The organism is Wohlfahrtiimonas sp. XWW7 (assembly GCF_056716055.1).
On the sequence record NZ_CP168032.1, the window covers coordinates 344,808 to 369,065 of the forward strand.

General features: G+C 37.2%; 23 protein-coding genes and 1 pseudogene. 8 read left to right on the plus strand and 16 right to left on the minus strand.

All coding sequences use genetic code 11. The features are described from left to right. Positions 1–58: 58 nt before the first annotated feature. Positions 59–1,447, minus strand: coding sequence for an alanine/glycine:cation symporter family protein (locus ACA100_RS01755; RefSeq protein WP_481078304.1), 1,389 nt, complete (start codon positions 1,445–1,447; stop codon positions 59–61). 303 nt (positions 1,448–1,750) lie between these two features. Here ACA100_RS01755 and yedE point away from each other — a divergent pair. Both yedE and yedF read left to right on the plus strand, forming a co-directional pair. After that, positions 1,751–3,004: pseudogene (gene yedE, locus ACA100_RS01760) on the plus strand (selenium metabolism membrane protein YedE/FdhT); the annotation flags it as partial. A gap of 18 nt (positions 3,005–3,022) precedes the next feature. Then, positions 3,023–3,274 carry a sulfurtransferase-like selenium metabolism protein YedF gene (yedF, locus tag ACA100_RS01765; RefSeq protein ID WP_481078305.1) on the plus strand — a complete coding sequence of 84 codons (252 nt, stop codon included), beginning with the start codon at positions 3,023–3,025 and terminating at the stop codon, positions 3,272–3,274. A 53-nt stretch (positions 3,275–3,327) separates the two neighbouring features. Here yedF and ACA100_RS01770 read toward each other — a convergent pair whose 3' ends face one another. Both ACA100_RS01770 and ACA100_RS01775 read right to left on the minus strand, forming a co-directional pair. Continuing rightward, positions 3,328–3,918: a DKNYY domain-containing protein gene (locus ACA100_RS01770; protein WP_481078306.1), complete on the minus strand. Its 591-nt coding sequence runs from the start codon at positions 3,916–3,918 to the stop codon at positions 3,328–3,330. Beyond that, positions 3,912–5,567, minus strand: coding sequence for a DKNYY domain-containing protein (locus ACA100_RS01775; RefSeq protein WP_481078307.1), 1,656 nt, complete (start codon positions 5,565–5,567; stop codon positions 3,912–3,914). Before ACA100_RS01775 ends, ACA100_RS01770 begins: the two co-directional genes overlap by 7 nt. Positions 5,568–5,911: 344 nt before the next feature. On the opposite strand from ACA100_RS01775, the gene ACA100_RS01780 reads away from it, so the two are divergent. Then, positions 5,912–7,087 (plus strand): DKNYY domain-containing protein, encoded by a 1,176-nt coding sequence (locus ACA100_RS01780; RefSeq protein ID WP_481078308.1) that lies wholly within the window; start codon positions 5,912–5,914, stop codon positions 7,085–7,087. A gap of 50 nt (positions 7,088–7,137) precedes the next feature. On the opposite strand, the gene ACA100_RS01785 is transcribed toward ACA100_RS01780, so the two are convergent. The 5 genes from ACA100_RS01785 to ACA100_RS01805 form a co-directional block, all read right to left on the minus strand. Continuing rightward, positions 7,138–8,493 (minus strand): adenosylmethionine--8-amino-7-oxononanoate transaminase, encoded by a 1,356-nt coding sequence (locus ACA100_RS01785; protein WP_481078309.1) that lies wholly within the window; start codon positions 8,491–8,493, stop codon positions 7,138–7,140. Positions 8,494–8,502: 9 nt separating this feature from the next. Further along, the gene (gene bioD, locus ACA100_RS01790) at positions 8,503–9,183 is read right to left on the minus strand and encodes a dethiobiotin synthase (protein ID WP_481078310.1); all 681 of its coding nucleotides are present in this window, start codon (positions 9,181–9,183) and stop codon (positions 8,503–8,505) included. 128 nt (positions 9,184–9,311) lie between these two features. Further along, positions 9,312–9,959, minus strand: a complete 648-nt coding sequence (locus ACA100_RS01795; RefSeq protein ID WP_481078311.1) for a TenA family protein — start codon at positions 9,957–9,959, stop codon at positions 9,312–9,314. Positions 9,960–9,964: 5 nt separating this feature from the next. Beyond that, on the minus strand, positions 9,965–10,669 hold the full coding sequence (locus ACA100_RS01800; protein ID WP_481078312.1) for a class I SAM-dependent DNA methyltransferase: 705 nt from the start codon (positions 10,667–10,669) through the stop codon (positions 9,965–9,967). Continuing rightward, a complete protein-coding gene (locus tag ACA100_RS01805) occupies positions 10,666–12,042 on the minus strand; it encodes an aminotransferase-like domain-containing protein (protein WP_481078313.1) in 1,377 nt (458 codons plus the stop codon). Before ACA100_RS01805 ends, ACA100_RS01800 begins: the two co-directional genes overlap by 4 nt. Before the next feature lie 156 nt (positions 12,043–12,198). On the opposite strand from ACA100_RS01805, the gene pdxS reads away from it, so the two are divergent. The 3 genes from pdxS to ACA100_RS01820 all read left to right on the plus strand — a co-directional run bounded on the left by pdxS (position 12,199) and on the right by ACA100_RS01820 (position 15,158). Then, a complete protein-coding gene (gene pdxS / locus ACA100_RS01810) occupies positions 12,199–13,050 on the plus strand; it encodes a pyridoxal 5'-phosphate synthase lyase subunit PdxS (protein ID WP_481078314.1) in 852 nt (283 codons plus the stop codon). A gap of 83 nt (positions 13,051–13,133) precedes the next feature. Beyond that, positions 13,134–14,627 (plus strand): YifB family Mg chelatase-like AAA ATPase, encoded by a 1,494-nt coding sequence (locus ACA100_RS01815; RefSeq protein ID WP_481078315.1) that lies wholly within the window; start codon positions 13,134–13,136, stop codon positions 14,625–14,627. Between the two features lie 54 nt (positions 14,628–14,681). Next, positions 14,682–15,158: an S-ribosylhomocysteine lyase gene (locus ACA100_RS01820; RefSeq protein WP_481078316.1), complete on the plus strand. Its 477-nt coding sequence runs from the start codon at positions 14,682–14,684 to the stop codon at positions 15,156–15,158. A 270-nt stretch (positions 15,159–15,428) separates the two neighbouring features. On the opposite strand, the gene murJ is transcribed toward ACA100_RS01820, so the two are convergent. After that, the gene (gene murJ / locus ACA100_RS01825) at positions 15,429–16,991 is read right to left on the minus strand and encodes a murein biosynthesis integral membrane protein MurJ (RefSeq protein WP_481078317.1); all 1,563 of its coding nucleotides are present in this window, start codon (positions 16,989–16,991) and stop codon (positions 15,429–15,431) included. A 113-nt stretch (positions 16,992–17,104) separates the two neighbouring features. Between murJ and ACA100_RS01830 the strand changes: the two genes are divergently transcribed. Beyond that, the gene (locus ACA100_RS01830; RefSeq protein WP_481078318.1) at positions 17,105–17,944 is read left to right on the plus strand and encodes an EamA family transporter; all 840 of its coding nucleotides are present in this window, start codon (positions 17,105–17,107) and stop codon (positions 17,942–17,944) included. A 7-nt stretch (positions 17,945–17,951) separates the two neighbouring features. On the opposite strand, the gene ACA100_RS01835 is transcribed toward ACA100_RS01830, so the two are convergent. Then, entirely contained in the window at positions 17,952–18,716 is a 765-nt protein-coding gene (locus ACA100_RS01835) for a pirin family protein (protein ID WP_481078319.1), read from the minus strand. Between the two features lie 246 nt (positions 18,717–18,962). Between ACA100_RS01835 and ACA100_RS01840 the strand changes: the two genes are divergently transcribed. Then, entirely contained in the window at positions 18,963–19,595 is a 633-nt protein-coding gene (locus ACA100_RS01840; RefSeq protein WP_481078320.1) for an esterase/lipase family protein, read from the plus strand. Positions 19,596–19,607: 12 nt separating this feature from the next. Here ACA100_RS01840 and ACA100_RS01845 read toward each other — a convergent pair whose 3' ends face one another. The 6 genes from ACA100_RS01845 to pstS all read right to left on the minus strand — a co-directional run bounded on the left by ACA100_RS01845 (position 19,608) and on the right by pstS (position 24,252). Continuing rightward, a complete protein-coding gene (locus ACA100_RS01845; protein ID WP_481078321.1) occupies positions 19,608–19,736 on the minus strand; it encodes a DUF3149 domain-containing protein in 129 nt (42 codons plus the stop codon). 137 nt (positions 19,737–19,873) lie between these two features. Continuing rightward, positions 19,874–20,596: a phosphate signaling complex protein PhoU gene (gene phoU, locus ACA100_RS01850; protein ID WP_481078322.1), complete on the minus strand. Its 723-nt coding sequence runs from the start codon at positions 20,594–20,596 to the stop codon at positions 19,874–19,876. A gap of 11 nt (positions 20,597–20,607) precedes the next feature. Next, positions 20,608–21,378 (minus strand): phosphate ABC transporter ATP-binding protein PstB, encoded by a 771-nt coding sequence (gene pstB / locus ACA100_RS01855; protein ID WP_481078323.1) that lies wholly within the window; start codon positions 21,376–21,378, stop codon positions 20,608–20,610. 3 nt (positions 21,379–21,381) lie between these two features. Then, positions 21,382–22,242, minus strand: coding sequence for a phosphate ABC transporter permease PstA (gene pstA, locus ACA100_RS01860; protein ID WP_481078324.1), 861 nt, complete (start codon positions 22,240–22,242; stop codon positions 21,382–21,384). After that, on the minus strand, positions 22,242–23,201 hold the full coding sequence (pstC, locus tag ACA100_RS01865) for a phosphate ABC transporter permease PstC (RefSeq protein ID WP_481078325.1): 960 nt from the start codon (positions 23,199–23,201) through the stop codon (positions 22,242–22,244). Before pstC ends, pstA begins: the two co-directional genes overlap by 1 nt. Positions 23,202–23,226: 25 nt before the next feature. Then, complete coding sequence (gene pstS / locus ACA100_RS01870) at positions 23,227–24,252, minus strand: phosphate ABC transporter substrate-binding protein PstS (protein WP_481078326.1); 1,026 nt, start codon at positions 24,250–24,252, stop codon at positions 23,227–23,229. Positions 24,253–24,258 lie beyond the last annotated feature (6 nt).

Here is a 24,258-nt window from a genome sequence, read left to right on the forward strand (position 1 = left end):
GCGCCATCGGCGCTTTTTTTATTATCTTACATTTAAGCTATGTACGCTGATCATTTCATCATTTGATCTTAGACGCTTTAGTGATTTTCACCACAATGGATGATAATAAAATTAATGCAATAATATTCGGAATCACCATCAATCCATTGAACATATCCGCCATATCCCAAACTAAATCCACTTTAAAAAATGCTGCAACGAAGATAAAGCAAACCACTAAAAATTGGAAAATACGAATTGCTAATGATGAATTGAATAAGTAACGTACATTCGTTTCTGCATAATAATACCAGCCAATAATGGTTGAAAATGCAAAACACAGCAATGCAACACTCACAAAATAACCGCCAAAGTCACCAAAGACTGATTGATATGCCTGTTGAGTAACTGCAATCCCTTTAACTTTATAAATGGATAAAAAATTACCATCTTGCAACGTTAAACCCAGTGCTGCCCAATCTTTTAATGCCGATGTAATGATCACAAAGCCTGTTAAAGTTACAATTGTACATACGATGAAAACGCCCATCATTGCTAAAAATGCTTGCTCTTCAGGTGCTGTATCTTTCGCAACGGCGTGTGCATGTGGCGTTGAACCCATACCTGCTTCGTTTGAGAATAAACCACGCGCAATACCAAAACGTGCTGCTTGCTGAATTGCAATACCTGCACCTGCGCCTAATACCGCTTCTGGATCAAATGCTGCAATAAAAATAATGCGTACAGCTTCCCATAAATATTGATAATTGAGCGTTAAAATCACCACAACACCCAATAGATAAAACAGCGCCATCAATGGGATCAACTTCTCTACAACCGCAGCAATATTTTTAATTCCACCCATAATCACTAATCCCGTGATCACAGCTAAAATCGCCCCCATAACACCCGAAGGCACGCCAAATGAATTATTAAATGCTTCAACAATGGAGTTACTTTGCACCATATTACCGATCAAACCCAATGCGATAATGATCAAAATTGCAAAGATAATAGCCAGCCACTTCAAACCCAAACCTTGTTCGATATAGTATGCAGGCCCGCCAACAACCTGTCCATTCTTATCCTTGGTTTTAAAATGGATCGCCAAAATTGCCTCTGCATAAATCGTCGCCATGCCTAAAAAAGATGATACCCAAATCCAAAAAATTGCCCCTGGTCCACCCAATAAAATAGCCGTTGCTGGTCCTGCAAGATTTCCCGTACCCACTTGCCCCGCAATTGCTGTTGCCACAGCTTGGAATGAACTCATCCCGCCTTTCCCTGCTTTTTCCCCTTTCAAAGAAACGCCTGAAAAAAACATTTTCATCCCTGAAACGAAACCACGAATCTGAATGAATCCCAATCGGACAGTGAACAATATGCCCACACCAACCAATAAGTAAATTAAAACATTATTCCATAGAACATTATTAACGGCGCTCACCGCCGTTTCTAAAAAGTGCATGTTGCCTCCCTTATGACACAGAAACATAGTTTATATTTTTTTCTAAAATTTGTAAGAAACAAAATCAATAAATTTTGTTAAATAAAAATAAAATTTAAGAGAAATGCACTATCCTGGTCAGTAAGTTACCAAAACATAAAAAATTCAGGTTAAATTAAACATGATCATCATTCGTTGCTTTCGCTGTCAGTGAAGCACTCAAAGAATCTCTAGTTTAGAGATAGGCTTGGGTGTTAAGCGTTCGATCGTTTGGTGATTTAATTTTTAACACCCTTCTTTTGTCGACTTTTAAAAAAGGAGCGTGTTAATACTATGAATCCGTGGAAAAATTTTAAACAACAATACTTAATTAAGTTTTGGAATCCCGTGCCCGCTGTAATCGCAGCTGGTATTTTAGCAACCTACTATTTTGGCATTACAGGCACATTATGGGCTGTAACTGGCGAATTTACGCGCTGGGGCGGACATGCACTGCAAATCGTTGGCGTAGATCCAAGCAATTGGACATATTTCAAAATGATCGGTTTTCAAGGTTCACCATTAGATCGTACAGATGGCTTTTTGCTCATTGGCATGTTTGGTGGCTGTATTGCTTCTGCTTTATGGGCAAACAACATTAAGTATCGCAATTCACCGCATAAAATTCGTATTTTCCAAGCTTTAGTGGGCGGATTAATCGCGGGCTTTGGCGCGCGTTTAGCAATGGGTTGTAACTTGGCGGCATTCTTCACGGGGATTCCACAATTTTCATTACATGCTTGGTTCTTTGCCATCACAACTGCGGTTGGCTCTTACTTAGGTGCAAAAGTTGCCTTGCATCCTATATTCCGCATTCCTTTGAATTTACAAAAAGTATCTGCACAAGCACCTTTAAAGCAAAACCCAACGCAAGTGAAAAATCGCTTTATGTTAGGCTCTGGCATTTTTATGTTGCTAGCTGTGATTGGCGTTGTATTGCTATTCATTAAACCAATGTTTGGTATTGCGTTATTGTTTGGTACTGCCTTTGGTTTATTGATTGAGCGAGCACAAATCTGCTTCACTTCTGCATTCCGTGATTTGTGGGTAACTGGCCGCACGCACATGGCAAAAGCAATCATCATCGGTATGTTAGTGAGCACAATTGGTACTTTTGCATTCATTGAGTCTGGCATTGATCCTAAAATCTATTGGGCTGGCCCAAATGCATTATTGGGCGGTTTATTATTTGGCTTCGGTATCGTATTGGCGGGTGGCTGCGAAACAGGCTGGATGTATCGTGCAGTAGAAGGTCAAGTTCACTATTGGTGGGTTGGCATTGGTAACATTGCAGGTGCAACGATTTTGGCCTATTTCTGGGATGATTTAACGCCTTATTTAGTGGCTGACTTTGAGAAAATCGATCTATTGCAAAAAGCAGGTCCTTACGGCGGTTTAGTTATCAACTACGCATTGATGATGGCCTGTTTAGCCTTAGTTTTATGGTGGGAATATCGCTTCTTCAAAAAACGCCAAACAGCTAAAGAACAACCTGCTGTTGAAACGCCTGTACAACGACCAATTAACGTGATTTCATAATCTAATAAGGAAAATAATATGAACAATTCAATCAATGTCGATGAAATTATCCCAACATTACGCTTAGATATGGTGGGCGAGCCTTGCCCTTATCCTGCGGTTGCAACTTTGGAAGTAATGCCACAATTGAATGATGGCGATATTTTAGAAATCATCAGCGATTGCCCACAATCCATTAACAACATTCCAATTGATGCTAAAAATCATGGCTATGAAGTCTTGGCTATTGAGCAACATGGCCCAACCATTCGCTATTTGATTCGTAAATAATAATTAAAATAATATAGGCCATGATAGATAAGATCTTTCATGGTCATACAATATTATTCACCGATATTTTTTAAAGGAGTGCCAAGATAATACATTCGGTTTTTATCTCTTGATGTACCTGTCTCAAAGATTGTCAAAGATTTGATATCAATACCTTGAACAATAACACCATTTACAAATAAATTTTTGTCATCCAAACCATAGATGTGTGTACGCCCTCTGATAATCAAAGAAGCCACCAACCTAAAAGCCTTTGGATTAGCACCTACCACAACTCTATCTTCAACATAAACATAGTTTTCATCTTTTGCATAATATTGACTATTATTCAGTGAGACATTCAGCGCAACAAATGTTTCAGGATCAGCGCCCTGAACAATTTTATCGCCATAATAGACATGATCCTTATCCACACTATGCCGTTCACCTACAACTCTAAAGCTTGCTAGATCTGTCATTTTTTTCAAATCAGGTAAACGTTCTAAATGTTTTTCATTAAACTCATGATCATAAGACTCCCCATCAAAAGGAAATATTTCCTGAACGCCATAATAACCTGTCATCTTATAAGCATCCGTTCTTGCATAGGATTGAGAAACTACAAGCAACAATGGCAAGCTCATATAAAAGATTTTTTTTAGCATTTTACTCTCTCCATTTTCTGAAAACATCCTTTAGCGTCACGAATGATATAATCATCCGAAGTTTCAAATCGTGGATTATCTATTTTACCTTTTGCTTTTATTTCAAATGACTTCACGTCAGCATCTAACGGAGACATTTTTACTCTGCTAAAATCTGACTGCATATAGTAGATATTTTGACTGTCTGCATAATAAGCAAATTTGAGATGTTTAAATGTTTTAGTATCAGCAATATTATTAATCTTCGTCAGGCGATCATCTTTACTCGTAAAACGATATAAATAATAAACAGAATTATCGTCTCTCACAATGCTATCACTGAGTATCTGAAAAGTCTTCGGCTCTAAACCACTCACAATCGCATTATCAAAAATTACATGATCTTTATCTTTGAACCAGCCATTACCAATTACTTCTAAAGTATTAACATCTACATTTCCAACAGGAAAATATGTCTGATAAAAATTATTTTGATCTATTCCATATTTTTGTGTTTGCGATGATGGATCCTTTAAGACTTTAAAACTTTTTGGATCTGATCCCAATAAAGGTATCTCTTGAAAATACACTGAGTATTTATCTTTATGGTATGGGCTATTGGGAATTTTTTGAATAGTTGATGCATCAGCACCTACAATAATATATCCCTCAACATATGCACCATTTTGGTCAGAAGGAATACCATATTCATTCATAGTAAACGAAGCTGCATCAGCGCCAATAATTCTTCGTCCTTTAAAGTACGCATAATTTTTATCTTTAGCATAATAATTGCCGAGATCTTCAAATGTTTCGATATCTACATCATTGATAATTCTAAGCTGAGTATCATTATCAAGAATAAAATATCCTCTATTTCTATCAACAAAATAGCTATCAAAGAATTTCACAGAATCATGATCAATATTTGGCACTTCTTGAAGCCCAATTAATATTTTATTTCTATCTTTAGCAAAACGATTATTCACAACCCCAAAACTATTACGATCCATATTTTCGAGTTTATGTACATTTCTAATATTCCAAGGATCAATGGCATAAATATTTTTTGAATCTTGTAAAAAAATTCCACCTAACCATTCAAAATTTTCAACATCCTCAGTTACTAACTGTTGTAAATTATAAATTGCATTGCCATCTGAATAAATTAGCTCTGTTATGGCTTGTACCATTTTAGGATGAGCCTTATTTAACACAGTACCATTCATAAATACATTCTTAGCATCTCGGGCTAAACCGTAATTCCATTTCAGATATTGGAAGGTCTCAGGATCTATTTTAATAGATTGAAGATCAGGATATTCTTCATAAAACATATCTAATAATTTCTGCTTGTACTCTGTGAGCAACTCAGTTCTATCATTAGGGATTTTCTCTTTTCGGTAATAAATTGTATTCACATCATAGGCAAGACCATCTGACAAAATCACAAAGCTTTCTTGATCAACCATTTCAAACGGTATTGAGTATCGACTAAAATATTGCTCCAAAGATTTAAAACTAAGCCCCTGAACAAGATATTGTCCTTTTGTATATTCACCATTTTTTTTAATGACTGCTGGGATATCATCCTTACTTTGTTGATAAAAATATGCACCTATAGCAAAGCCACACATCAACATAAAGCCAATTAGTATTTTATTTCTCATAATTATTAAATTTTTCAAATGATTAGTTCGTTAACATAATACATAAAGCTGTACGGAATTAAAAATTTCTCTTCAATGCATCATTCATTCGCCACATTTAACTATTCTACATTCTAAAATATGCAGATATACTCGAAAACAGACAGACCAAAAAAATAATAGAAAAGATAGCACACTCGATTTAAATCCCAATAAAAGATCTTTTTTCATTAAAAAGTAAAAAGTTACTGCTGGATGACGACTATTCCTGCAGTGAAATTTGCACTGGGGGAATAGATTCGTAAGCAAGAAAAAGCCTTTATAATCAGTTATACTTTCCTCAAATACAGTTCTTTGAGGAAAGTATGAACATAAAAAGATTATTATTAAATGCATCATCTATTCTCGCCATTGCAGGCATTGGTTTATATCTATTTATATTAAATCAGTCACCTAAAGTACACTATCCTTGGCAAGGATTTTACTATCAAAGCATTGATGAATATGCCAATGCATTTGGCTTACCTAAAGATAAAATTGATGTAGAAACATTTACATTGCTATCAGATGGCTTGGCGTATGATAAAAACAATATTTATTACTTTAGGACGATTACGCCAAATACAGGCAATGATAAAATTAAAGAATATAAAAATAAATTATTTTCTGATTTCTCAAAAAATTATTATGATCCACAAACTAGTCCATGGGATGAAGCATCCTTTCAAATTTTAGATATTGACGGAAAAATTTCCCGAGATAAAAATCATTCATATTTTGGTGGATACATTCTTGAAAATATTCCTAGTGATCAATTACAGACTTTGAGCAATGGATTTTATACTGACAATACTTATGTCTATTATCGTAGAGAAAAAACAGAACTCAATCTCAATCACATAAAGTTTGATCATGGCTATGCGATGGATAACAAAATGGTTCTTGGTCGCTCCATGCTTGGTCTAAGATCATACATCAATGCAGATGCCAAAACATTTAAAGCTATTAATCGAAATTTTACCAAAGATAAAAGCCATTATTTTTATCAAGGTAAACAAATTGCCAACATTGACTATACAAGCTTCAAACCTTTTATTCGCCATGCAGTCGATAAAAACCAAGCCTATTTTTTCATAAACTTAGAACAGATTATTATCACTGATGGCACAGATTTAAGTTCATATGTCGAACTTAATGATTATTATGCCAAGGATAAAAACTATCTGTACGTGGCAGGACAAAAAGTTGCTAACATTGATCCAAATAAGGTGAAAAAAAATCAATTTGGTACATTACATGATGGCTCAAAAGTGATCACAGGCGATGAGTTCATTATGGGTGCAGACGTTGAAACTTTTCGACGCTATCAAGATATGGGCTATGCTACTGATAAAAACAGTATTTACTATAATGATGAAAAAATTATTGGCTCCGATGGCAGCACCTTTGAATTTGTAACAAAAGAACCTTTTGGGCGTGCTTATGTCAAAGATAAAAATGGATGCTTCAAAGAAGGTTTAAGAATTGAGTGTCCAAAATAAACAAAAAGCTTCTCAAGTTAATAACCTGAAAAGCTTTTCATTATGAATTTTTAAATACTCTTCAACCCATAATCAATGGCATCACTTGCAATGTTCACCATCCATTCAATATCTTTTTCTGTCACGATATATGGTGTATTAAAGTAGACTATTCCACCAAGCGGACGAATCAATAAACCTTGCTTCGTTGCGTAATCGAACATCTTCAAACCTAAACGCTTATCCCAAGAGAATGATTCTCTCGTTGCTTTATCCTTCACAACTTCAATCGCCGTGATCATCCCTTGTTGGCGAACTTCTGCAACGTTTGGATGATCTTTCAGTGGATTCGTATGTTTTGCAAATGCTTGAATGAGCTTCTGATTATTCTCGATTACATTATCTTCCCTAAAAATCGATAATGTTGCCAATGCAGCGCTACAAGCCAATGCATTACCTGTATAACTATGTGAATGCAAAAACACTGATTCAGGATGATATTCACGATAAAATGCATCGTAGACTTTTTTGCTCGTCATACACACCGACATCGGCAAATAGCCGCCCGTTAATGCTTTCGATAAACATAAGAAATCTGGCACCATATTAGCCTTCTCATGAGCAAACATCGTGCCTGTGCGCCCAAAACCTACAGCAATTTCATCCAAAATAATGTGCACATTGTATTGATCACACAATTCACGCAATTTCGTTAAATATAGCGGCGAATGCATACGCATTCCGCCCGCACATTGCACCAATGGCTCGATGATCACAGCCGCAATTTCATTGTGATGTTTGTGGATTAACTCTTCCATTTCCACAAACATTTTCAATGTATAAGCTTCTGCTGATTCATCTTCTGCTTTGTAGTAAAGATCAGGCGCTGTCACTTTGAATGTATCAAACAGCATTGATTTATAGCTTTGCGTGTATAAAGGTGCATCGCCAACGGACATCGCGCCCACAGTTTCCCCATGATAGCTATTAGTAAACGTCACAAATTTATTCTTTGTGGGTTCGCCAATATTGCGCCAATAATGCATGCTCATTTTGAGTGCTGATTCAATGCACGATGAACCATTATCCGCATAAAAGCAGTAATCCAAGCCTTCGCCTGTGATGCGCACCAACTCTTCTGACAGCTCGATCATTGGCTCATGCGTAAAACCTGCCATGATCACATGCTCCAATTGATCCAATTGATCTTTCACTGCCTGATTAATGCGCGGATTCGCATGCCCAAAAACATTCACCCACCAAGAACTGATGCCATCCAAATATTTATTGCCATCAAAATCATATAGCCATAAACCTTCGCCACGCTTAATCGGGATTAATGGATAAGTTTCGTGATCTTTCATTTGCGTACAAGGATGCCAAACAACGGATAAATCACGTTGCATCCACTTTTGATTTTCTGTCATGGTTTTCTCTTATTTCAATGATGGTAAGGATAAATAATCAGCTGCAGAAGCATTCGATGCTAAAAATGGTACAACGCCCAAACAAGGCGCATTTATATGTGCTTTTAAGTACTCAATATTTTCAGCTTGATACGGCATGTTTGGATCAACACAATTGGCAACCCAGCCTGCTAATCGCAAACCTGAATTTTTAATGGATTCCTGCGTTAATAATGCATGATTGATCGCGCCCAACTTCACGCCCACAACTAAAATCACAGGTAAATCTGCTGATTTCACCCAATCTGAATAACACTCTTGTTGATTAAGCGGCGTATGCCAACCACCAGCACCTTCGATCAATACAAATTCTGCTGATTGTGCTAATGCAGGTTTTAAAACTTCATTGATTGAATTGACAGTTAATTCAACATTCTCTTGCGCTGCCACAATATGTGGCGCAATTGCAGGTGCAAAGCAAAAGGGATTGATCACCGCATAATCACAGGGATATGCAGAAGCTTTTTGATGTGAAACCGCATCTTCATTCCTAAGCCCATCTTGTGTCATTTCACTGCCGCTTGCCACAGGTTTAATGCCTAAAGATTGCAAGCCCAACTGCCCTGCTTTTTCTAATAATCCTGTTGTAATTTTTGTTTTGCCAATTTCTGTATCTGTGCCTGTTACAAAAAAGCGCTGCATCGTTGCCATTTCATTCTGCCTTAATTAAAAACAGATGAAATTGTAACGCGACAGCGCTTTATGTCAATTTATTAAATGTAATCAGAGTTTACATAAAATATAACAAATTGTTTTCATTAATGATTTATGTATGACTTTTATTTCATCTCATAACAGCTTTGCCAAAATCTCTGATCCCACAAACAACCTTCTTCATAATATTCATCCATTTGATTGCGGATAAAATCCAAGGCTTGCTCACCATAATGATCACAAATTTCACGAAGCTTACGAACAGATTCTGAATGCTCGATCCCCGCATATAGATCAATCCAATCAATATAAGGATTACCTTCTCGGATGTGTTGATCATAGATATAAATACCGAGTTGCTGATACACAATAAAGCATGGCAACATGCCCGCAACTGCTAATTCTATCGGCAATGTTGCAAGCTCTTCATTGAATTCAATGAAACCTTGGCAGGTTTCTGTGGACTGAATCTCAGATAAATCTCGATGCAAATAGATATCATGCAAACCTTGTTCCGCTGCCATATTTTCTGCCACAAAATCACGAAAATATTGCTGATATTTAGGCTCAGGAATGCGCTCCGCCATCGTGCGCAATAGTTGAGTGAATGCTTGCAAATACAATGCATCTTGCTCAATGTAGAACATAAAGCTATCTGCATTCAATCGCCCTGTAATCAGCTCTTGAATGAATGGTAATTGCTGTGTTTTTTCATAAATTGGCAAATGCTTCTGCCATGCAGCTTCGCTCCAACCTTGTTGATTATGCTGCATGTTGATTACCTTTTATAAGCACAAATCGCGACATAATCGCCTTTATCGTAACCCTCGATTGGCTCTTCTGCTTTGTCATTGGAATAGACTGGATGCGCAACCAATGTTTGATAGAATTCAAAATCTGTTAAACCAATCTTCTTCATGGTTTCAATTTTTTCGCCCGTTGTGCGCCAATTGGCTTGATCCACCAATTCAATCGGATAAGGATTGCGAGGATAAACATCTTTCAATAATGGATGATCCCAAGATTTCACAGCTTTCGCTAGATTATACAAAAGCCCATATCCGCTCTCTTTTGGAATATCGATCACAATCAATTTTCCGCCAATATTCAGAGCATCGAAGCTATTTTTCAATGCTTTTTCTAAATCTGTAATGTAACCTGGACAGCCGTTATAAATGATCGTGTCATATTTTTTGCCCGCATAATCAAAATCTTCCGATGTAGAAATGGTGACATTAATGCCACGCTTTTGTGCAATTTCTGCCATATCTTTGGAAGGCTCTAAACCTTCGTGAATTTCAATACCATAATCTTTACGCAAGATTGATTCAAACAAACCACTGCCACAACCTACTGAAAAAATATTTTGACAACCTTCCAATGTTTTTGCCACCAACTTAACTTCTGATAACAGGACATTCTCATTCTCTAAAAACCAGCTGTCATATTTCTCAGCATATTGATCAAAACTCTTTTGACTCATACATTTCCTTCAAATTTCACATTAAAATTCACAAAACTCAATCTTGCGCTATTGTTGAATTTGGTATCACCAAAATATTCACTCGATAGCGCTAAAATATTCTTCTTTGACAAAGATTCAAGAATGGGCTGATGTTGATCCTTACCTATCAAATAAAGGTGAAAACCGCCCAATGGCAGATTAAACTGATAATCTTTGGACAAAGATTCTTTTAACCATTGCACACATAATTGTGCTCGTTGATTCAAAATGGCACGCAACTCTGCTTCATGCTCCCAAGAATAATCATTCAAATAATGCTCAGCCATCACTTGTGGCAAAACACTTAAACCCGAATCTAGCTTTTGCCGAATGTTCGCCAAATTATTCACAACAGCTTCTGGCGCAATCATCCAACCAATGCGAATAGATTTCCCTAAATATTTAGATAAAGAACCCACATAGATTGTTTGCCCTTCTATATCCCATTTTTTCACGGGATTCACATCCACAGATTGATAAAAATAGAGCTGACTATAAGCATCATCTTCCACAATTGGTAAATTCTTACGCTGACAAAAATCTAGCAACTCTTTTTTACGCTTAAAAGACATTACAGCGCCCGTAGGATTTTGAAAATTTGGATTAATGAACAACATTTTCAATGAATGTTTATGCACCAACTCATCCAATCGTTCAATGGATAAACCTTGTTGATCCACAGGAATGCCATAAATTCGCAAACCAACAGATTGAAAAATAGGTAAAGCATAAAAATAAGATGGCTGTTCAATCCCGATCGCATCACCAGGTTTCAATAAACCTAAAGCAATGAGGGAAATTGCTTGTTGAGCACCTGATGTAATCATAATTTGTTCAACAGGTACAATGAAATTAAAGCGCGCTTTTAAATATGACTGTACAGTTTCTCGAAGTGATAACATCCCAAGTTGGGCATTATCTTGCTGCTCTGCCAGAATTAATGATTGCCAATCAATTTCAGGTAGTTTCAAAGAAGGATAGAGATCAATGGGCAAATCACCGCTGCGTAGATCATAGTAATCTTGGCTAGCATCTTCTTTAAAATTTGGAGATGGTTGATAACTTGCCACAAGACTATTACGCCAATTAAAAGAAGGATACGTTAATAATCCCCACTTTTGATCGTTCACATACGTTCCTGAACCAGATTTTCTAATAATAATATTACGATCTGATAATTCATCCAAAGCACGAATCACGGTGGAACGATTCACATTCAGCCAAATACTTAAATCTCTTTCTGAAGGCAAGCGCTCGCCAGGCGACAATTGCCCTGAAATAATTGCAGCTTCTATACCTTCAATGATCTGTTGGTACAGTGGCTTTGTACCATTTTTCTGTACTGTGAACATATTCATTCATCTTATCAAAATCTCTCTGGCATAAGCATAGCAGAATAAATGAAATAAAAGTGGATGGTATAAAAAGCATCCAATTGGATCTATTTCTGAATATTCTAGCTTGTTAGTCTATGAACACTTTAAACCACCCAAACATAGAGGATAAAAATGAGCAAGATGATCGAAATGCCACAACGCGGCGTAATCATGGATGTTGTTAATGTTAAAGAAGCAAAAATCGCAGAAGCAGCGGGCGCTGTTGCAGTGATGGCTTTAGAGCGCGTACCTTCTGATATTCGTAAAGAAGGCGGCGTTGCGCGTATGACAGATCCAGCTTTAATCCAAGAGATTCAAGCAGCAGTTTCCATTCCCGTAATGGCAAAAGCACGCATTGGTCACATCGGTGAAGCGCGTATTTTAGAAGCAATCGGCATTGATTATATTGATGAAAGCGAAGTATTAACACCCGCGGATGATGTTTATCACTTGTTGAAAAGCGATTATAAAGTACCATTCGTTTGTGGCTGCCGCAATCTCGGTGAAGCATTACGTCGTATTGGTGAAGGCTCAAAAATGCTTCGCACAAAAGGTGAACCTGGCACAGGCAATATCGTTGAAGCTGTTCGTCACATGCGTCAAGTGAATGAAGATATTCGTTTATTAACAACTAAATCAGATGATGAATTGATGGTTTATGCGCGCGATATTGCAGCACCTTATGAATTAATCAAAGAGATCAAAAAAACAGGTCGTTTACCAGTGGTTAACTATGCAGCAGGTGGTGTTGCAACACCAGCAGATGCTGTATTGATGATGTTATTGGGCGCAGACGGTGTATTCGTTGGCTCTGGCATTTTTAAATCAGAAAATCCTGAGTTATTTGCAAAAGCAATCGTAGAAGCTGTGGCTAACTATGAAGATTTCGATCTATTGGCAAAATTATCTCGTAATTTAGGTCAACCAATGAGAGGCATTGAAATCTCAACTTTGGCAGAATCCGAGATTATGTCTGGCCGATAAATCAATATTTTAAAATTTTAATAATCCATATCCCATCAACATGTTAAATTTACATTTATTAACATTCAATCATAAGGTGGGATATGAGTTTATCCGTTTTATATACTAGAGCACAAAAAGCACTCGTTTCCGAAATTGTCCGCGTGGAAACTCATATCAGCAATGGTTTACCTGCTTTCAATATTGTCGGCATGCCTGAAACAGCTGTTAAAGAGAGTAAAGATCGTGTTCGAGCGGCTATCATTAATTCAGGCTACGAATTCCCTGCACGTAAAATCACTGTTAACTTATCACCAGCCGATCTACCTAAAGAAGGTGGACGATATGATCTATCCATTGCACTTGGCGTATTAATCGCATCAGGGCAATTACAATCCAAAGAGATTAACAATTATGAATTCATTGGTGAATTAGCCTTAACGGGTGATTTACGTGCCATTCGTGGATTGTTACCCACGGTCATTTCAGCCATTAATCATCCTAAAAACATCATCATTCCCGCTGATCGCTCTAACGAAGTGGGCTTTTTGGATAGCCAACATATTTTTATCGCAAATTCATTGAAAGAAGTTGTGGAGTGCTTAGAAAGCAAGCACACATTACAATCGCCTGAAGAGATCGAAGTCTCACACAGCCATACAGCATTAGATATGCTAGACATTAAAGGCCAAATCTTTGCGAAACGCGCCCTTAAAATCGCCGCAAGTGGTGGACATAACATTCTATTGATTGGCCCACCTGGTACAGGCAAAACGATGCTCGCATCACGATTCATGACAATCCTCCCAGATATGTTGCAAAGTGAAGCCATTGAAGCTGCTGCCATTGCTTCTGTGAGCCATCAAGGCTTTGACATTGATAATTTTGGTATCCGTCCATTCCGTCAACCTCATCACACTGCATCTTCTGTTGCACTGGTTGGCGGTGGTTCAAATCCTCGTCCTGGTGAAATTTCATTAGCCCATCATGGCGTTTTATTTTTGGATGAACTGCCTGAATTTGATCGCAAAGTGTTAGAAACACTTCGAGAGCCTCTAGAATCGGGTGTGATCAACATATCACGTGCAACATCTCAAGCCAAATTTCCTGCTCAATTTCAGTTAATTGCAGCGATGAATCCTTGTGCATGTGGATTCTTTGGTGATAAAGAGAAAGCCTGCCAATGCAGTACAGATTCTGTGAATCGTTATCGCAACAAGATTTCAGGGCCTTTTTTAGATCGCATAGATCTACATGTAGAAGTGCCAAGATTACTCACATCAGAATTACAAACCACTCAACTCGGTGAATCATCTACCAACATGCGAGAGCAAGTTGTGGCAGCAAGAAATATTCAAAATCAACGCCGAGGCAAACAGAATGCATTACTCACAGTGCGTGAAATTGATGAAGATTGTCAATTAGGTTCAAGAGAATTAGAATTAATGGATAAGGCACAAAAAAGATTAAATTTATCACCGCGTAGTTTTCACCGCATTTTACGGGTTGCACGCACGATTGCAGACTTAGAAGCCTCAGAAAATATCAAGGCAACACATTTAACTGAAGCTTTAGCCTTCCGTGCAATGAATTTTTAATGTATAAAGATATGAGCACCAAAACATATTAAACATATATATTTAGGAGTAATCATGGCAGAAGTAGAAAGTTTTACATTAGATCATAATATTGTCATCGCACCTTACGTGCGTTTAATCGCAAAAGAAGTTGGACCGAAAGGTGACATCATCACAAATTTTGATGTTCGCTTAGCTCAACCTAATGAAACAGCTATTGAAACAAGTGGCATGCATACATTTGAGCATATTTTTGCTGATCTTATGCGTAATCAGCTTGATGGTGTCATCGACATTTCACCTTTTGGTTGTCGTACAGGATTTCATCTCATCGCTTGGGGCGAACCAACAGCGACAGAAGTTGCAAAAGTATTGAAGAAAACTTTAGAAGAAATCATAAAAGATAGCTATACAATCGATAAAGTCCAAGGCATTGCGAAAGTTGCGTGCGGTAACTATAAAGATCACTCACTCCATTCAGCGAAAGAATGGTCAAAAATTGTGTTAGAAAAAGGTATTAGCGATGATGCATTTGTCCGCAATGTAGTTTAATTGTTATTAATATCATTAAGTTTTATCGAATCTCATGGAGTTACTTCATGAGATTCTTGTCATTTAGCAAAATTTAGACAAAGAAAAAGCGCCAATTCGGCGCTATTCATAATTAGTATGTTTTTAACCATTATTATTGCATGTTGTTTTTGTATCAATCTCTGCTGGGCAGGCGCTAATCATACCGAGACAACAAAGTAATTACAAATCAAAATTTACATTTGTTTAATATAAATACAAAACATTACATTTTGATTTAGATCAAAGATTTTATGAGACTTTTCTGAATTGCTTCAAAGAAAAACCCAAAACATGCAAACAAACAAAGTAACCAATCACGGAAACAGTCACAACTCCCAACAGCCCAACTAAGCGCAACCACAGCGATGAGTGAATCCAAAAATCACCATATTGACAGACCCAATATAAAAATCCTGCTAATAAAATGTTGGCAGGAATCACTACCCATAATTTTCCTGTCAATAATTTCCCTATGTGATAAATTCCCAAATAATGTAGCCCTAACATCAGTAATAATGCATTCACCCAAGCAGCAATGGATGTGGACAAGGCTAAACCTGCATGCGCATAATATTTCACTAAAATGAATTGCAACACAATGTTCACAGCGATGGAAACCAAACCAAATTTCAATGGTGTTTTTGTATCTTGCCTTGAATAATAGACTGGCGCTAAAATCTTAATTAAGAAATATGCTGCAATGCTTGTGCCATATGTCACTAAACTTTTAGCCGACATCAATACATCGCTATAAGTGAATGCTCCACGCATAAATAACAATGCTAATAATGGTTCTGCCAATAAGATCAAACCAATACTGGATGGAATTCCCAAAACTAGAGCTAAACGAATCCCCCAGTTCACAGTTTTCTCGAAACCTTCATGGTCATTCGATGCGCTCAAGCGTGATAATTTAGGCAATACCACTGTGCCTAAAGCAACCGCAACTGTACCCAAAGCAAATTCCACTAAACGATCCGAATAATACAACCAAGTCACACTGCCCGTTTCTAATCTCGATGCTAATTGTGTATTGATCAAAATATTAATCTGACTACTAGATGAACCAATCAATGCGGGGATCATCAATACAATCACCTGCTTAACACCTGGCGCACCAAATGCAACTCTTGGCATATGTGTTAATAATTTTTGTTGGCGCACGCTGTACATCACAATGAAACATTGAATCACGCCAGCAATAATGACGGCATACCCCAAACCCAAAATAGGCACTTGTAAAAATTGCACGCTGAGAAATGCCCCGATGATCAATGCAATATTTAACAAACTTGGCAATAATGCTGGCAATGCAAAACGATCCAACGAATTTAATACACTGGAATACATTGCGAGCATACAGATCAAAAATACATAAGGAATCATGATTCGTACTAAATCCGCAGTTAATGCAAATTTTTCTGGATCACTTTTAAATCCGCTGGCAAAAACCATCACCAATTCTGGTGCAAAAAACACACCCAAAATCGTAATTCCCAATAAAACAATGCCTAAAGAACCTGAAACTTCCGCAATAAACAACGGTAACTGATCACGTTTTTTCTCATAATATTCACTGAATACAGGCACAAAAGATTGATTAAAAGCACCTTCACCAAAGAAGCGGCGAAATAAATTAGGGATTCTGAAAGCAACATTAAATGCATCCATCATCGCTGTTGCACCAAAGAAGCTCGCAAATACCATGTCACGAATCAATCCTAAAATTCGTGAAACAAGTGTTAATGCACTGATTGTGAATAATGAGCCTAACAGCCCTTTCTTTTGTGTTTTTTGAGCAACTTCTGCCATATCGTCTTGCCAAGAATCAAAGGGCAAATTATAACAAGATCCTATCAAAAGATTCGCTTTTTGATCTCATGAACAGTATTATGTCTTTTTTATTTTCATATTAAAGTTGACGTATGTTAGAACTTTCTTTGGTATCAATTATTTGGTCTCTCTCTTTTTCTCTCATCGGTTTATATATATCGCCTTTTGTTGATCCTTATCTCGCTGTTTTGATTCGTATCATGTGCGGCATATTAATCTTTTTACCATTTGTCCGTAAAACATCCACTCAAGAAGTTCGCCAATTAATGACAGTTGGTGCGTGTCAATTTGGCTTAACATACATATTTTTATATCAAGCCTTTCAATATATTACAGTTATTGAGGTCTTACTATTCTCCATCACAACACCGATTTATATCGTCTTGATTCACTGTTTTTTTGAAAGAAAATTTATTATTCGTCCATTGATTGCTGCACTATTGGCAGTCATTGGTGCTGCTATTATTCGTTATCAATCCATTTCCCAATCATTCATCATTGGTTTTTGTTTAATGCAAGCGGCAAACTTTGTATTTGCTTTTGGACAAGCTTATTATCAACGCACGCAACAAAGATCTGCAAAAAACTACCAAAGCTTTTTCTGGTTCTTTGCAGGCGCATTCATCATTGTATTCCCAACATGGTTAATGCTTGGCACACTTAAATTCACACCAGAAACCAATACTATCTTATCCTTAATTTATGTGGGATTCTTAGCGACGGGCCTTGGCCAATATTTGTGGCTGCAAGGCGCAACAAAAGTTTCTGCAGGCACATTATCAGTCATGAATAATCTATTAATTCCTTTGGGCATTGTCATCAACTTATTATTTGGTAGTACAATCAAAATGCCAGTTGAATTCACAATTGGCTCAACCATTATTTTACTCTCTTTATGGGTTGCAAAATCCCCAAAAAAGATATCAGCATAATTAATCTTTACATCTTAGCTGGAATCTCAATGGAACTATCCGAATCATACATAGTGACATCCATTGGGATTTCTAGCAGAATGAAACGATTCTTCTTCAAACCTTCCACCAAAACATCATTCTTATCATCAAATGCAATACAATCACCTTCTGATAATTTGTGACCTCTGACTTTAATTTCCCCAAAACAGACACGAATGAATATGCCATGATTGGCATGTTTTTTATGATATGTAATTTTCGTTTTTGTTGAAACTTGAGAAATCGCCAACCAAGCATCTTGATGAATGGTTGCAACTTGTGCAGAGGTTGTATCAGGTACGACGACATAATGAAAATTATTATCCAGCATATCCATATCCACAGTATGTAGATGATGAATCGGTGTTAAGCCACGTTTTCTTGGCAACAACCAAATTTTCAGATAATTCACCTCTTCTTTTGGGGATGCACTATTAATCGCATAACTCATGCCAGAGCCTGTTCCTACTGTAATCAGTTGCCCTTTTTTAATCACACAACAATTGGATTTACTATCTGTATATTCTATGGATCCCGTTAATGGCATTAAAATCACTTCAAGATCATTATGATGATGTTGACCAAATCGCCCAGGGCCCGTGTAATAATTGCTATTTAACAAACGTAATGTACCAAATTGAATACGATCGGAGTCATAATAATCTCCATGCGAAAAAAAACGATGACTTGTTAAAGCCCCTCTTTCACATACATTCAATTCATCAAATCTATACACTATATCTGTTTTCATGCTGCCCTCGCTTTTATAATTTTTGCTTATTTTTATTGCTAAGAACTCAAGTGAAACTTTATAAAGCCTAGCTCATTCATTTATTATAATAATAAAATTTACAAAACATTACATTTATTTTATTTATCGAGAATATATTTTATTTACTTATTCTAGCAGAACTCCAAAATAAAAATTTATATTTACATTTCATGTGCCTTAGTTATCATGTCAGGCATTCTATAGATTTCACGGATAAAGTTTTATATGACAAATATCATTTTGGTTCACGGGCTATTTATGCCAGGCGTTTCAATGATTAAGCTGCGTAATTTTTTCGAACAGCAAGGCTATACAACTACCGTGTTTTCTTATCATACAATCAGCGAAACACCAGAAAAAAATGCGGAAGCACTCAAAAAACTGATTGAGTCTTTAGATGACAACAATGTGATCGTCTGTCATAGTTTAGGCGGATTATTAACACAAAAAACGCTCTCAATGATGGATCAACCTGCGCTAAAAGTTCAAAAAGTGATCTCTATGGGCACGCCGTGGCAAGGTGCATCCATTCTAACCTTCATGCAGCAATATCGCATTGATGGAATTGTAGGAAAGAGTTTAGAGATTTTGCTGCCCAAAGAGAACAATGAATGGCAATTTCCAAACATTGCCTTAGGTTCAATTGCGGGTAAATCATCCATTGGCGCCAGAATTTTATTTGCGCCAGGCAAAAAAGTCGCGACAGATGGTACCGTTACCATTGACGAGACAAAAATAAAAGGAATGACAGATCACACCATCATTCCTATTAGCCATACAGGTCTTATTTTTTCTAATTTAAGTGCTCAAAAAGCCCTGCAATTTATCCAAACGGATCACTTCGAATCACAAAATTAATACGATTAAGTGTTATTTTTTAGATTCCTGTTCTTGCTCTTTCATTTTACTCATAAAGAACCAAGTAAACCACGATGCCATTCCCAAAATGAATGCAACACCTAAGAAACTGAATAACACTGGCATTGTAAACCAACCCATCTTTTCCCCCTTGTTAATAGACTTTATTGCAGGAACCACTGGGCTCAGTATAAGCCCAGTGTCGAAAAGCATCATTGATAATAATCAACTAAATTAATGTTTTACTATAATTATTTTCTTTTAATATTTTAATTTTTCTATCGAGACTTTTTATTTCTTTCTTCTAATAAAGTTTCAATCACATCATCACCTACATGACGATAATCTTGACCTTTCACGAAATAGAAAATCAGCTCACTAATATTCTGACAACGTGAGCTTACTCGCATAATAGCGCGTGCACAATTTAACGCAATCAAAATATTTGGAATGGATCTTGGATCTTCCATCATAAATGTCATCATCTGACGAATCAACATTTCATAATTTTGGCCGATGCGCTTCTCTTCCTGATAGATTTTGAGCGCCATATCCATATCCATACGCGTGAATGCATCTAAAACTTCTTTGAGCATTCTCACAACATTGTTGCCCATAGAATCCAAAGATCTTAAAAGACTTTGCTGCTCTTCTGTAAAATCTTGCTTAACAATCTGACAGATTGCACGTGCAGAATCACCAATGCGCTCTAACTCGGAAATCACTTTAATGATACACATGATTAAACGCAAATCACTCGCTGTTGGTTGGCGTTTTGCAATAATTTTTACACATGCTTCATCAATTTCCACTTCTAAACGATTTACTTGTTTATCATTCGTGATCACTGACTCTGCTAATTCAACATCATGCACTAAGACTGTACTAATTGCATCGCTGAATTGCTTTTCAACGATGCCGCCCATTGTCATCACTTCTTTACGGATATGTGCGAGATCTGCATCATACTGCCCAGAAATGTGCTTACCTAAATAATCCATTCTAAATCCCCTTAACCGTAACGACCAGTGATGTAATCTTCTGTTTGTTTTTTCACTGGCGATGTGAAAATATCATCTGTTTTGCCATATTCAACCAACTCACCCAAATACATAAATGCAGTGTAATCCGAACAACGAGCAGCCTGCTGCATGTTGTGCGTTACGATTACAACCGTATAGCTATCTTTCAATTCTGTGATGAGCTCTTCAATGCGACCTGTTGAAATTGGATCCAATGCAGAACAAGGTTCATCTAATAATAAAACTTCAGGTTTAATTGCAATCCCGCGCGCAATACATAAACGCTGTTGTTGACCACCTGATAAGCTGTTACCACTTTGATGAATCTTATCTTTAACTTCATTCCACAATGCAGCTTTTGTCAAAGCCCATTCAACGCGCTCATCCATTTCAACACGAGATAATTTCTCAAACTGCTTAATACCGAAAGCAATGTTGTCATAAATCGACATTGGGAATGGGGTTGGTTTTTGGAAAACCATGCCAACTTGTGCACGCAATAACGAAACATCACGTTTATCTGTCAAAATATTTTGACCATTTAGCAAAATTTCGCCTTCCGCGCGTTGCTCTGGATACAACTCATACATTTTATTGAATGTACGCAATAATGTTGATTTACCACAACCCGATGGCCCGATAAATGCCGTCACTGAATTCTCTTTAATATCAATAGAGATATCTTTCAATGCATGAAATTTTTGGTAATAAAAGTTTAAATTTCTAACTTCAACTTTGTTTTTGATGCTTGTTTCCATCATGGTTTACCCTTTTTTCTGGCTGAATAATAAACGAGCCAAAATATTTAAGAAAAGAACGAATAGCGTAATCAACAATACACCTGCCCAAGCTAGCTCTTGCCACTCTTGGAATGGGCTCATCGCAAATTTAAAGATTGTCACTGGTAAGTTAGCAATCGGCGCATTTAAATCTGTACTCCAGAACTGATTAGACAACGCTGTGAATAACAACGGTGCTGTTTCACCTGCAATACGTGCTACAGCCAATAAAACACCTGTCACAATACCAGAAACAGACGCCTTTAACGTAATAGATAAGATCATACGCCATCTTGGTGTACCCAATGCATACGCAGCTTCTCGTAAGTTATTTGGGATCAATAACAACATATTTTCTGTCGTTCTTACGATGATTGGTAACTGAATCAAAGCCAAAGCAACAATCCCTGCCCAACCTGAGAAATGGCCCATAGGCACGATCATTACCATATAAACAAATAGACCAATGATAATAGAAGGCGCTGATAGTAAAACGTCATTGATAAAACGAATCACGCTTGCCAACCAGTTTTTACGACCATATTCAGCTAAATAAATACCAGATAAAATACCCAATGGTGTACCAATAAATGTCGCAACAACGATTAATAAGAAGCTACCCATCATCGCATTCGCCAAACCACCGCCTTCAGTATTAGGTGGCGGTGTCATTTCTGTAAATACAGCCCATGATAAACCGCCCATCCCTTTTGTGAAGGTTGAATATAAAATCCAAGCCAACCAAATCAAACCAAATAATACAGCGATCATTGAAATCACGATCGCAATTCTATTTTTTAAGCGTCGTCTCGCTTGTAGACGAGTCGCTACTGCTTCATTTCTCATTAGCGATTCCCCTCTTTCTGACTCAAGCGCAATAACATAATTTTAGACAATGCTAGAACAATGAATGTAATCACAAATAAAATCAAACCTAATTCCATCAATGCCGCTGAATGCAGACCTTGCTCTGCTTCGGCAAACTCATTCGCCAATGATGATGTAATACTGTTCCCTGGCATAAATAACGATAAACTATCCAGTTGATAAGTGTTACCAATCACAAATGTAACAGCCATCGTTTCACCTAACGCACGACCTAAACCCAACATGATGCCACCAATCACACCATTTTTTGTATATGGTAAAACGATGTGACGAATACATTCCCATGTTGTACAACCAATACCATATGCCGCTTCTTTCATTAATGTCGGCGTTTGTTCAAACACATCACGCATAACAGAAGTAATATAAGGAATGATCATGATCGCTAAAATAAAACCTGCTGCTAATAAACCGATACCAAAAGCTGGCCCTGTGAAGAATATATTCACGATCGGAATGCTCGATAAAACATCGTTCAATGGTGTTTGGAAATATTCAGCAAAGATCGGTGCAAAAACAAACAATCCCCACATACCATAAACGATACTAGGAATTGCTGCGAGTAGCTCAATTGCGATCCCTAAAGGGCGCCTTAACCACACTGGTGATAACTCTGTTAAGAAGAATGCGATCCCGAAACTCACTGGTATAGCGATCACCAATGCAATCACTGAAGTAATGATGGTACCGTAAATGGGCACTAAAGCACCATATTCGTCCATCGGTGGATCCCAATTTTTATCCCATAAAAATGGTAATCCAAATTCCTTAATGCTTGGCCAAGAAGCAATAATTAACGAAATAATAATGCCGCTCAACAACACAAGAACAAAAATCCCTGAGAAGCGAACGACATTATCAAAAATTAGATCCCCAACCTTAGATGGGGATCTCATATTAGTTTTCATTTTAGCCATAAATTCCGACTATTTCCTATTTCAATTATAGAGCTTTACCGTTTGCATCTTTCAATTCTGAAGCCCAAGCTTTCTTGATCTCTTCAACTACGTTGTCTGGTAATACAGCGTAATCCAATGCTACAGCTTCTTTATCGCCACTTGCATAAGCCCAATCAAAGAATTTCAATACTTCTTTAGCTTTTGCTGCATCTGCTTGAGTTTTCTGCAACAAGATGAATGTTGTAGAAGTGATTGGCCACGCATTATCACCTGTTTGGTTTGTTAAGTCTTGAGCAAAAGATTCGCTCCACTTAGCATCTTTAGCTGCTGCACTGAAGTTATCAGCTGAAGGAGAAACAACTTTACCATCCGCTGTATAAAGCTTCGTGTATGCCAAATTGTTTTGTTTTGCGTATGCATATTCAACATAACCAATTGAACCTGGTAAACGCTGTACGAAAGCTGCAACACCATCGTTACCTTTACCGCCAACACCTACAGGCCATTTAACTGTTGTGCTCTTACCAACATCTTTACTCCAAGATGAGTTCACTTTGCTTAAGTAGCTTGTGAATACGAATGTTGTACCTGAACCATCCGCACGACGAACCACATTGATTTGTTGGTTTGGTAATGTCACATTTGGATTCAATTTAGCAATCGCTGCATCGTTCCAGTTTTTGATTTTACCTAAATAGATATCACCCAACGTTTGACCATCTAAAACTAATTCGTTTGATTTAATGCCTTTTACATTAACAGCAACAACAACGCCACCAATAACTGTTGGGAATTGCATCAAACCATCTTCTACTAATTTCTCGTCTGCCAAAGGCGCATCACTTGCACCAAAATCAACAGTTTTAGCATTGATTTGTTTGATACCGCCAGATGAACCGATTGCTTGATAGTTAATTTTTACACCAGTAGCTTTATTGTATGTATCTGCCCATTTTGCATAAACTGGTGCTGGGAAAGAAGCACCTGCACCTGTGATATTTACATCAGCATTTGCAACACCAAATGAAGCTACAGCAGTTAAAGCAACAGTCCAACCTAACTTTTTCATAAAAAC

Bases quoted from the DNA above. Each gene is read 5' to 3' on its own strand.
- ACA100_RS01755 (WP_481078304.1), bottom strand. From the start codon at position 1,447: ATGCACTTTTTAGAAACGGCGGTGAGCGCCGTTAATAATGTTCTATGG.
- yedF (WP_481078305.1), top strand. From the start codon at position 3,023: ATGAACAATTCAATCAATGTCGATGAAATTATCCCAACATTACGCTTA.
- ACA100_RS01770 (WP_481078306.1), bottom strand. From the start codon at position 3,918: ATGCTAAAAAAAATCTTTTATATGAGCTTGCCATTGTTGCTTGTAGTT.
- ACA100_RS01775 (WP_481078307.1), bottom strand. From the start codon at position 5,567: ATGAGAAATAAAATACTAATTGGCTTTATGTTGATGTGTGGCTTTGCT.
- ACA100_RS01780 (WP_481078308.1), top strand. From the start codon at position 5,912: ATGAACATAAAAAGATTATTATTAAATGCATCATCTATTCTCGCCATT.
- ACA100_RS01785 (WP_481078309.1), bottom strand. From the start codon at position 8,493: ATGACAGAAAATCAAAAGTGGATGCAACGTGATTTATCCGTTGTTTGG.
- bioD (WP_481078310.1), bottom strand. From the start codon at position 9,183: ATGGCAACGATGCAGCGCTTTTTTGTAACAGGCACAGATACAGAAATT.
- ACA100_RS01795 (WP_481078311.1), bottom strand. From the start codon at position 9,959: ATGCAGCATAATCAACAAGGTTGGAGCGAAGCTGCATGGCAGAAGCAT.
- ACA100_RS01800 (WP_481078312.1), bottom strand. From the start codon at position 10,669: ATGAGTCAAAAGAGTTTTGATCAATATGCTGAGAAATATGACAGCTGG.
- ACA100_RS01805 (WP_481078313.1), bottom strand. From the start codon at position 12,042: ATGTTCACAGTACAGAAAAATGGTACAAAGCCACTGTACCAACAGATC.
- pdxS (WP_481078314.1), top strand. From the start codon at position 12,199: ATGAGCAAGATGATCGAAATGCCACAACGCGGCGTAATCATGGATGTT.
- ACA100_RS01815 (WP_481078315.1), top strand. From the start codon at position 13,134: ATGAGTTTATCCGTTTTATATACTAGAGCACAAAAAGCACTCGTTTCC.
- ACA100_RS01820 (WP_481078316.1), top strand. From the start codon at position 14,682: ATGGCAGAAGTAGAAAGTTTTACATTAGATCATAATATTGTCATCGCA.
- murJ (WP_481078317.1), bottom strand. From the start codon at position 16,991: ATGGCAGAAGTTGCTCAAAAAACACAAAAGAAAGGGCTGTTAGGCTCA.
- ACA100_RS01830 (WP_481078318.1), top strand. From the start codon at position 17,105: ATGTTAGAACTTTCTTTGGTATCAATTATTTGGTCTCTCTCTTTTTCT.
- ACA100_RS01835 (WP_481078319.1), bottom strand. From the start codon at position 18,716: ATGAAAACAGATATAGTGTATAGATTTGATGAATTGAATGTATGTGAA.
- ACA100_RS01840 (WP_481078320.1), top strand. From the start codon at position 18,963: ATGACAAATATCATTTTGGTTCACGGGCTATTTATGCCAGGCGTTTCA.
- ACA100_RS01845 (WP_481078321.1), bottom strand. From the start codon at position 19,736: ATGGGTTGGTTTACAATGCCAGTGTTATTCAGTTTCTTAGGTGTTGCA.
- phoU (WP_481078322.1), bottom strand. From the start codon at position 20,596: ATGGATTATTTAGGTAAGCACATTTCTGGGCAGTATGATGCAGATCTC.
- pstB (WP_481078323.1), bottom strand. From the start codon at position 21,378: ATGATGGAAACAAGCATCAAAAACAAAGTTGAAGTTAGAAATTTAAAC.
- pstA (WP_481078324.1), bottom strand. From the start codon at position 22,242: ATGAGAAATGAAGCAGTAGCGACTCGTCTACAAGCGAGACGACGCTTA.
- pstC (WP_481078325.1), bottom strand. From the start codon at position 23,201: ATGGCTAAAATGAAAACTAATATGAGATCCCCATCTAAGGTTGGGGAT.
- pstS (WP_481078326.1), bottom strand. From the start codon at position 24,252: ATGAAAAAGTTAGGTTGGACTGTTGCTTTAACTGCTGTAGCTTCATTT.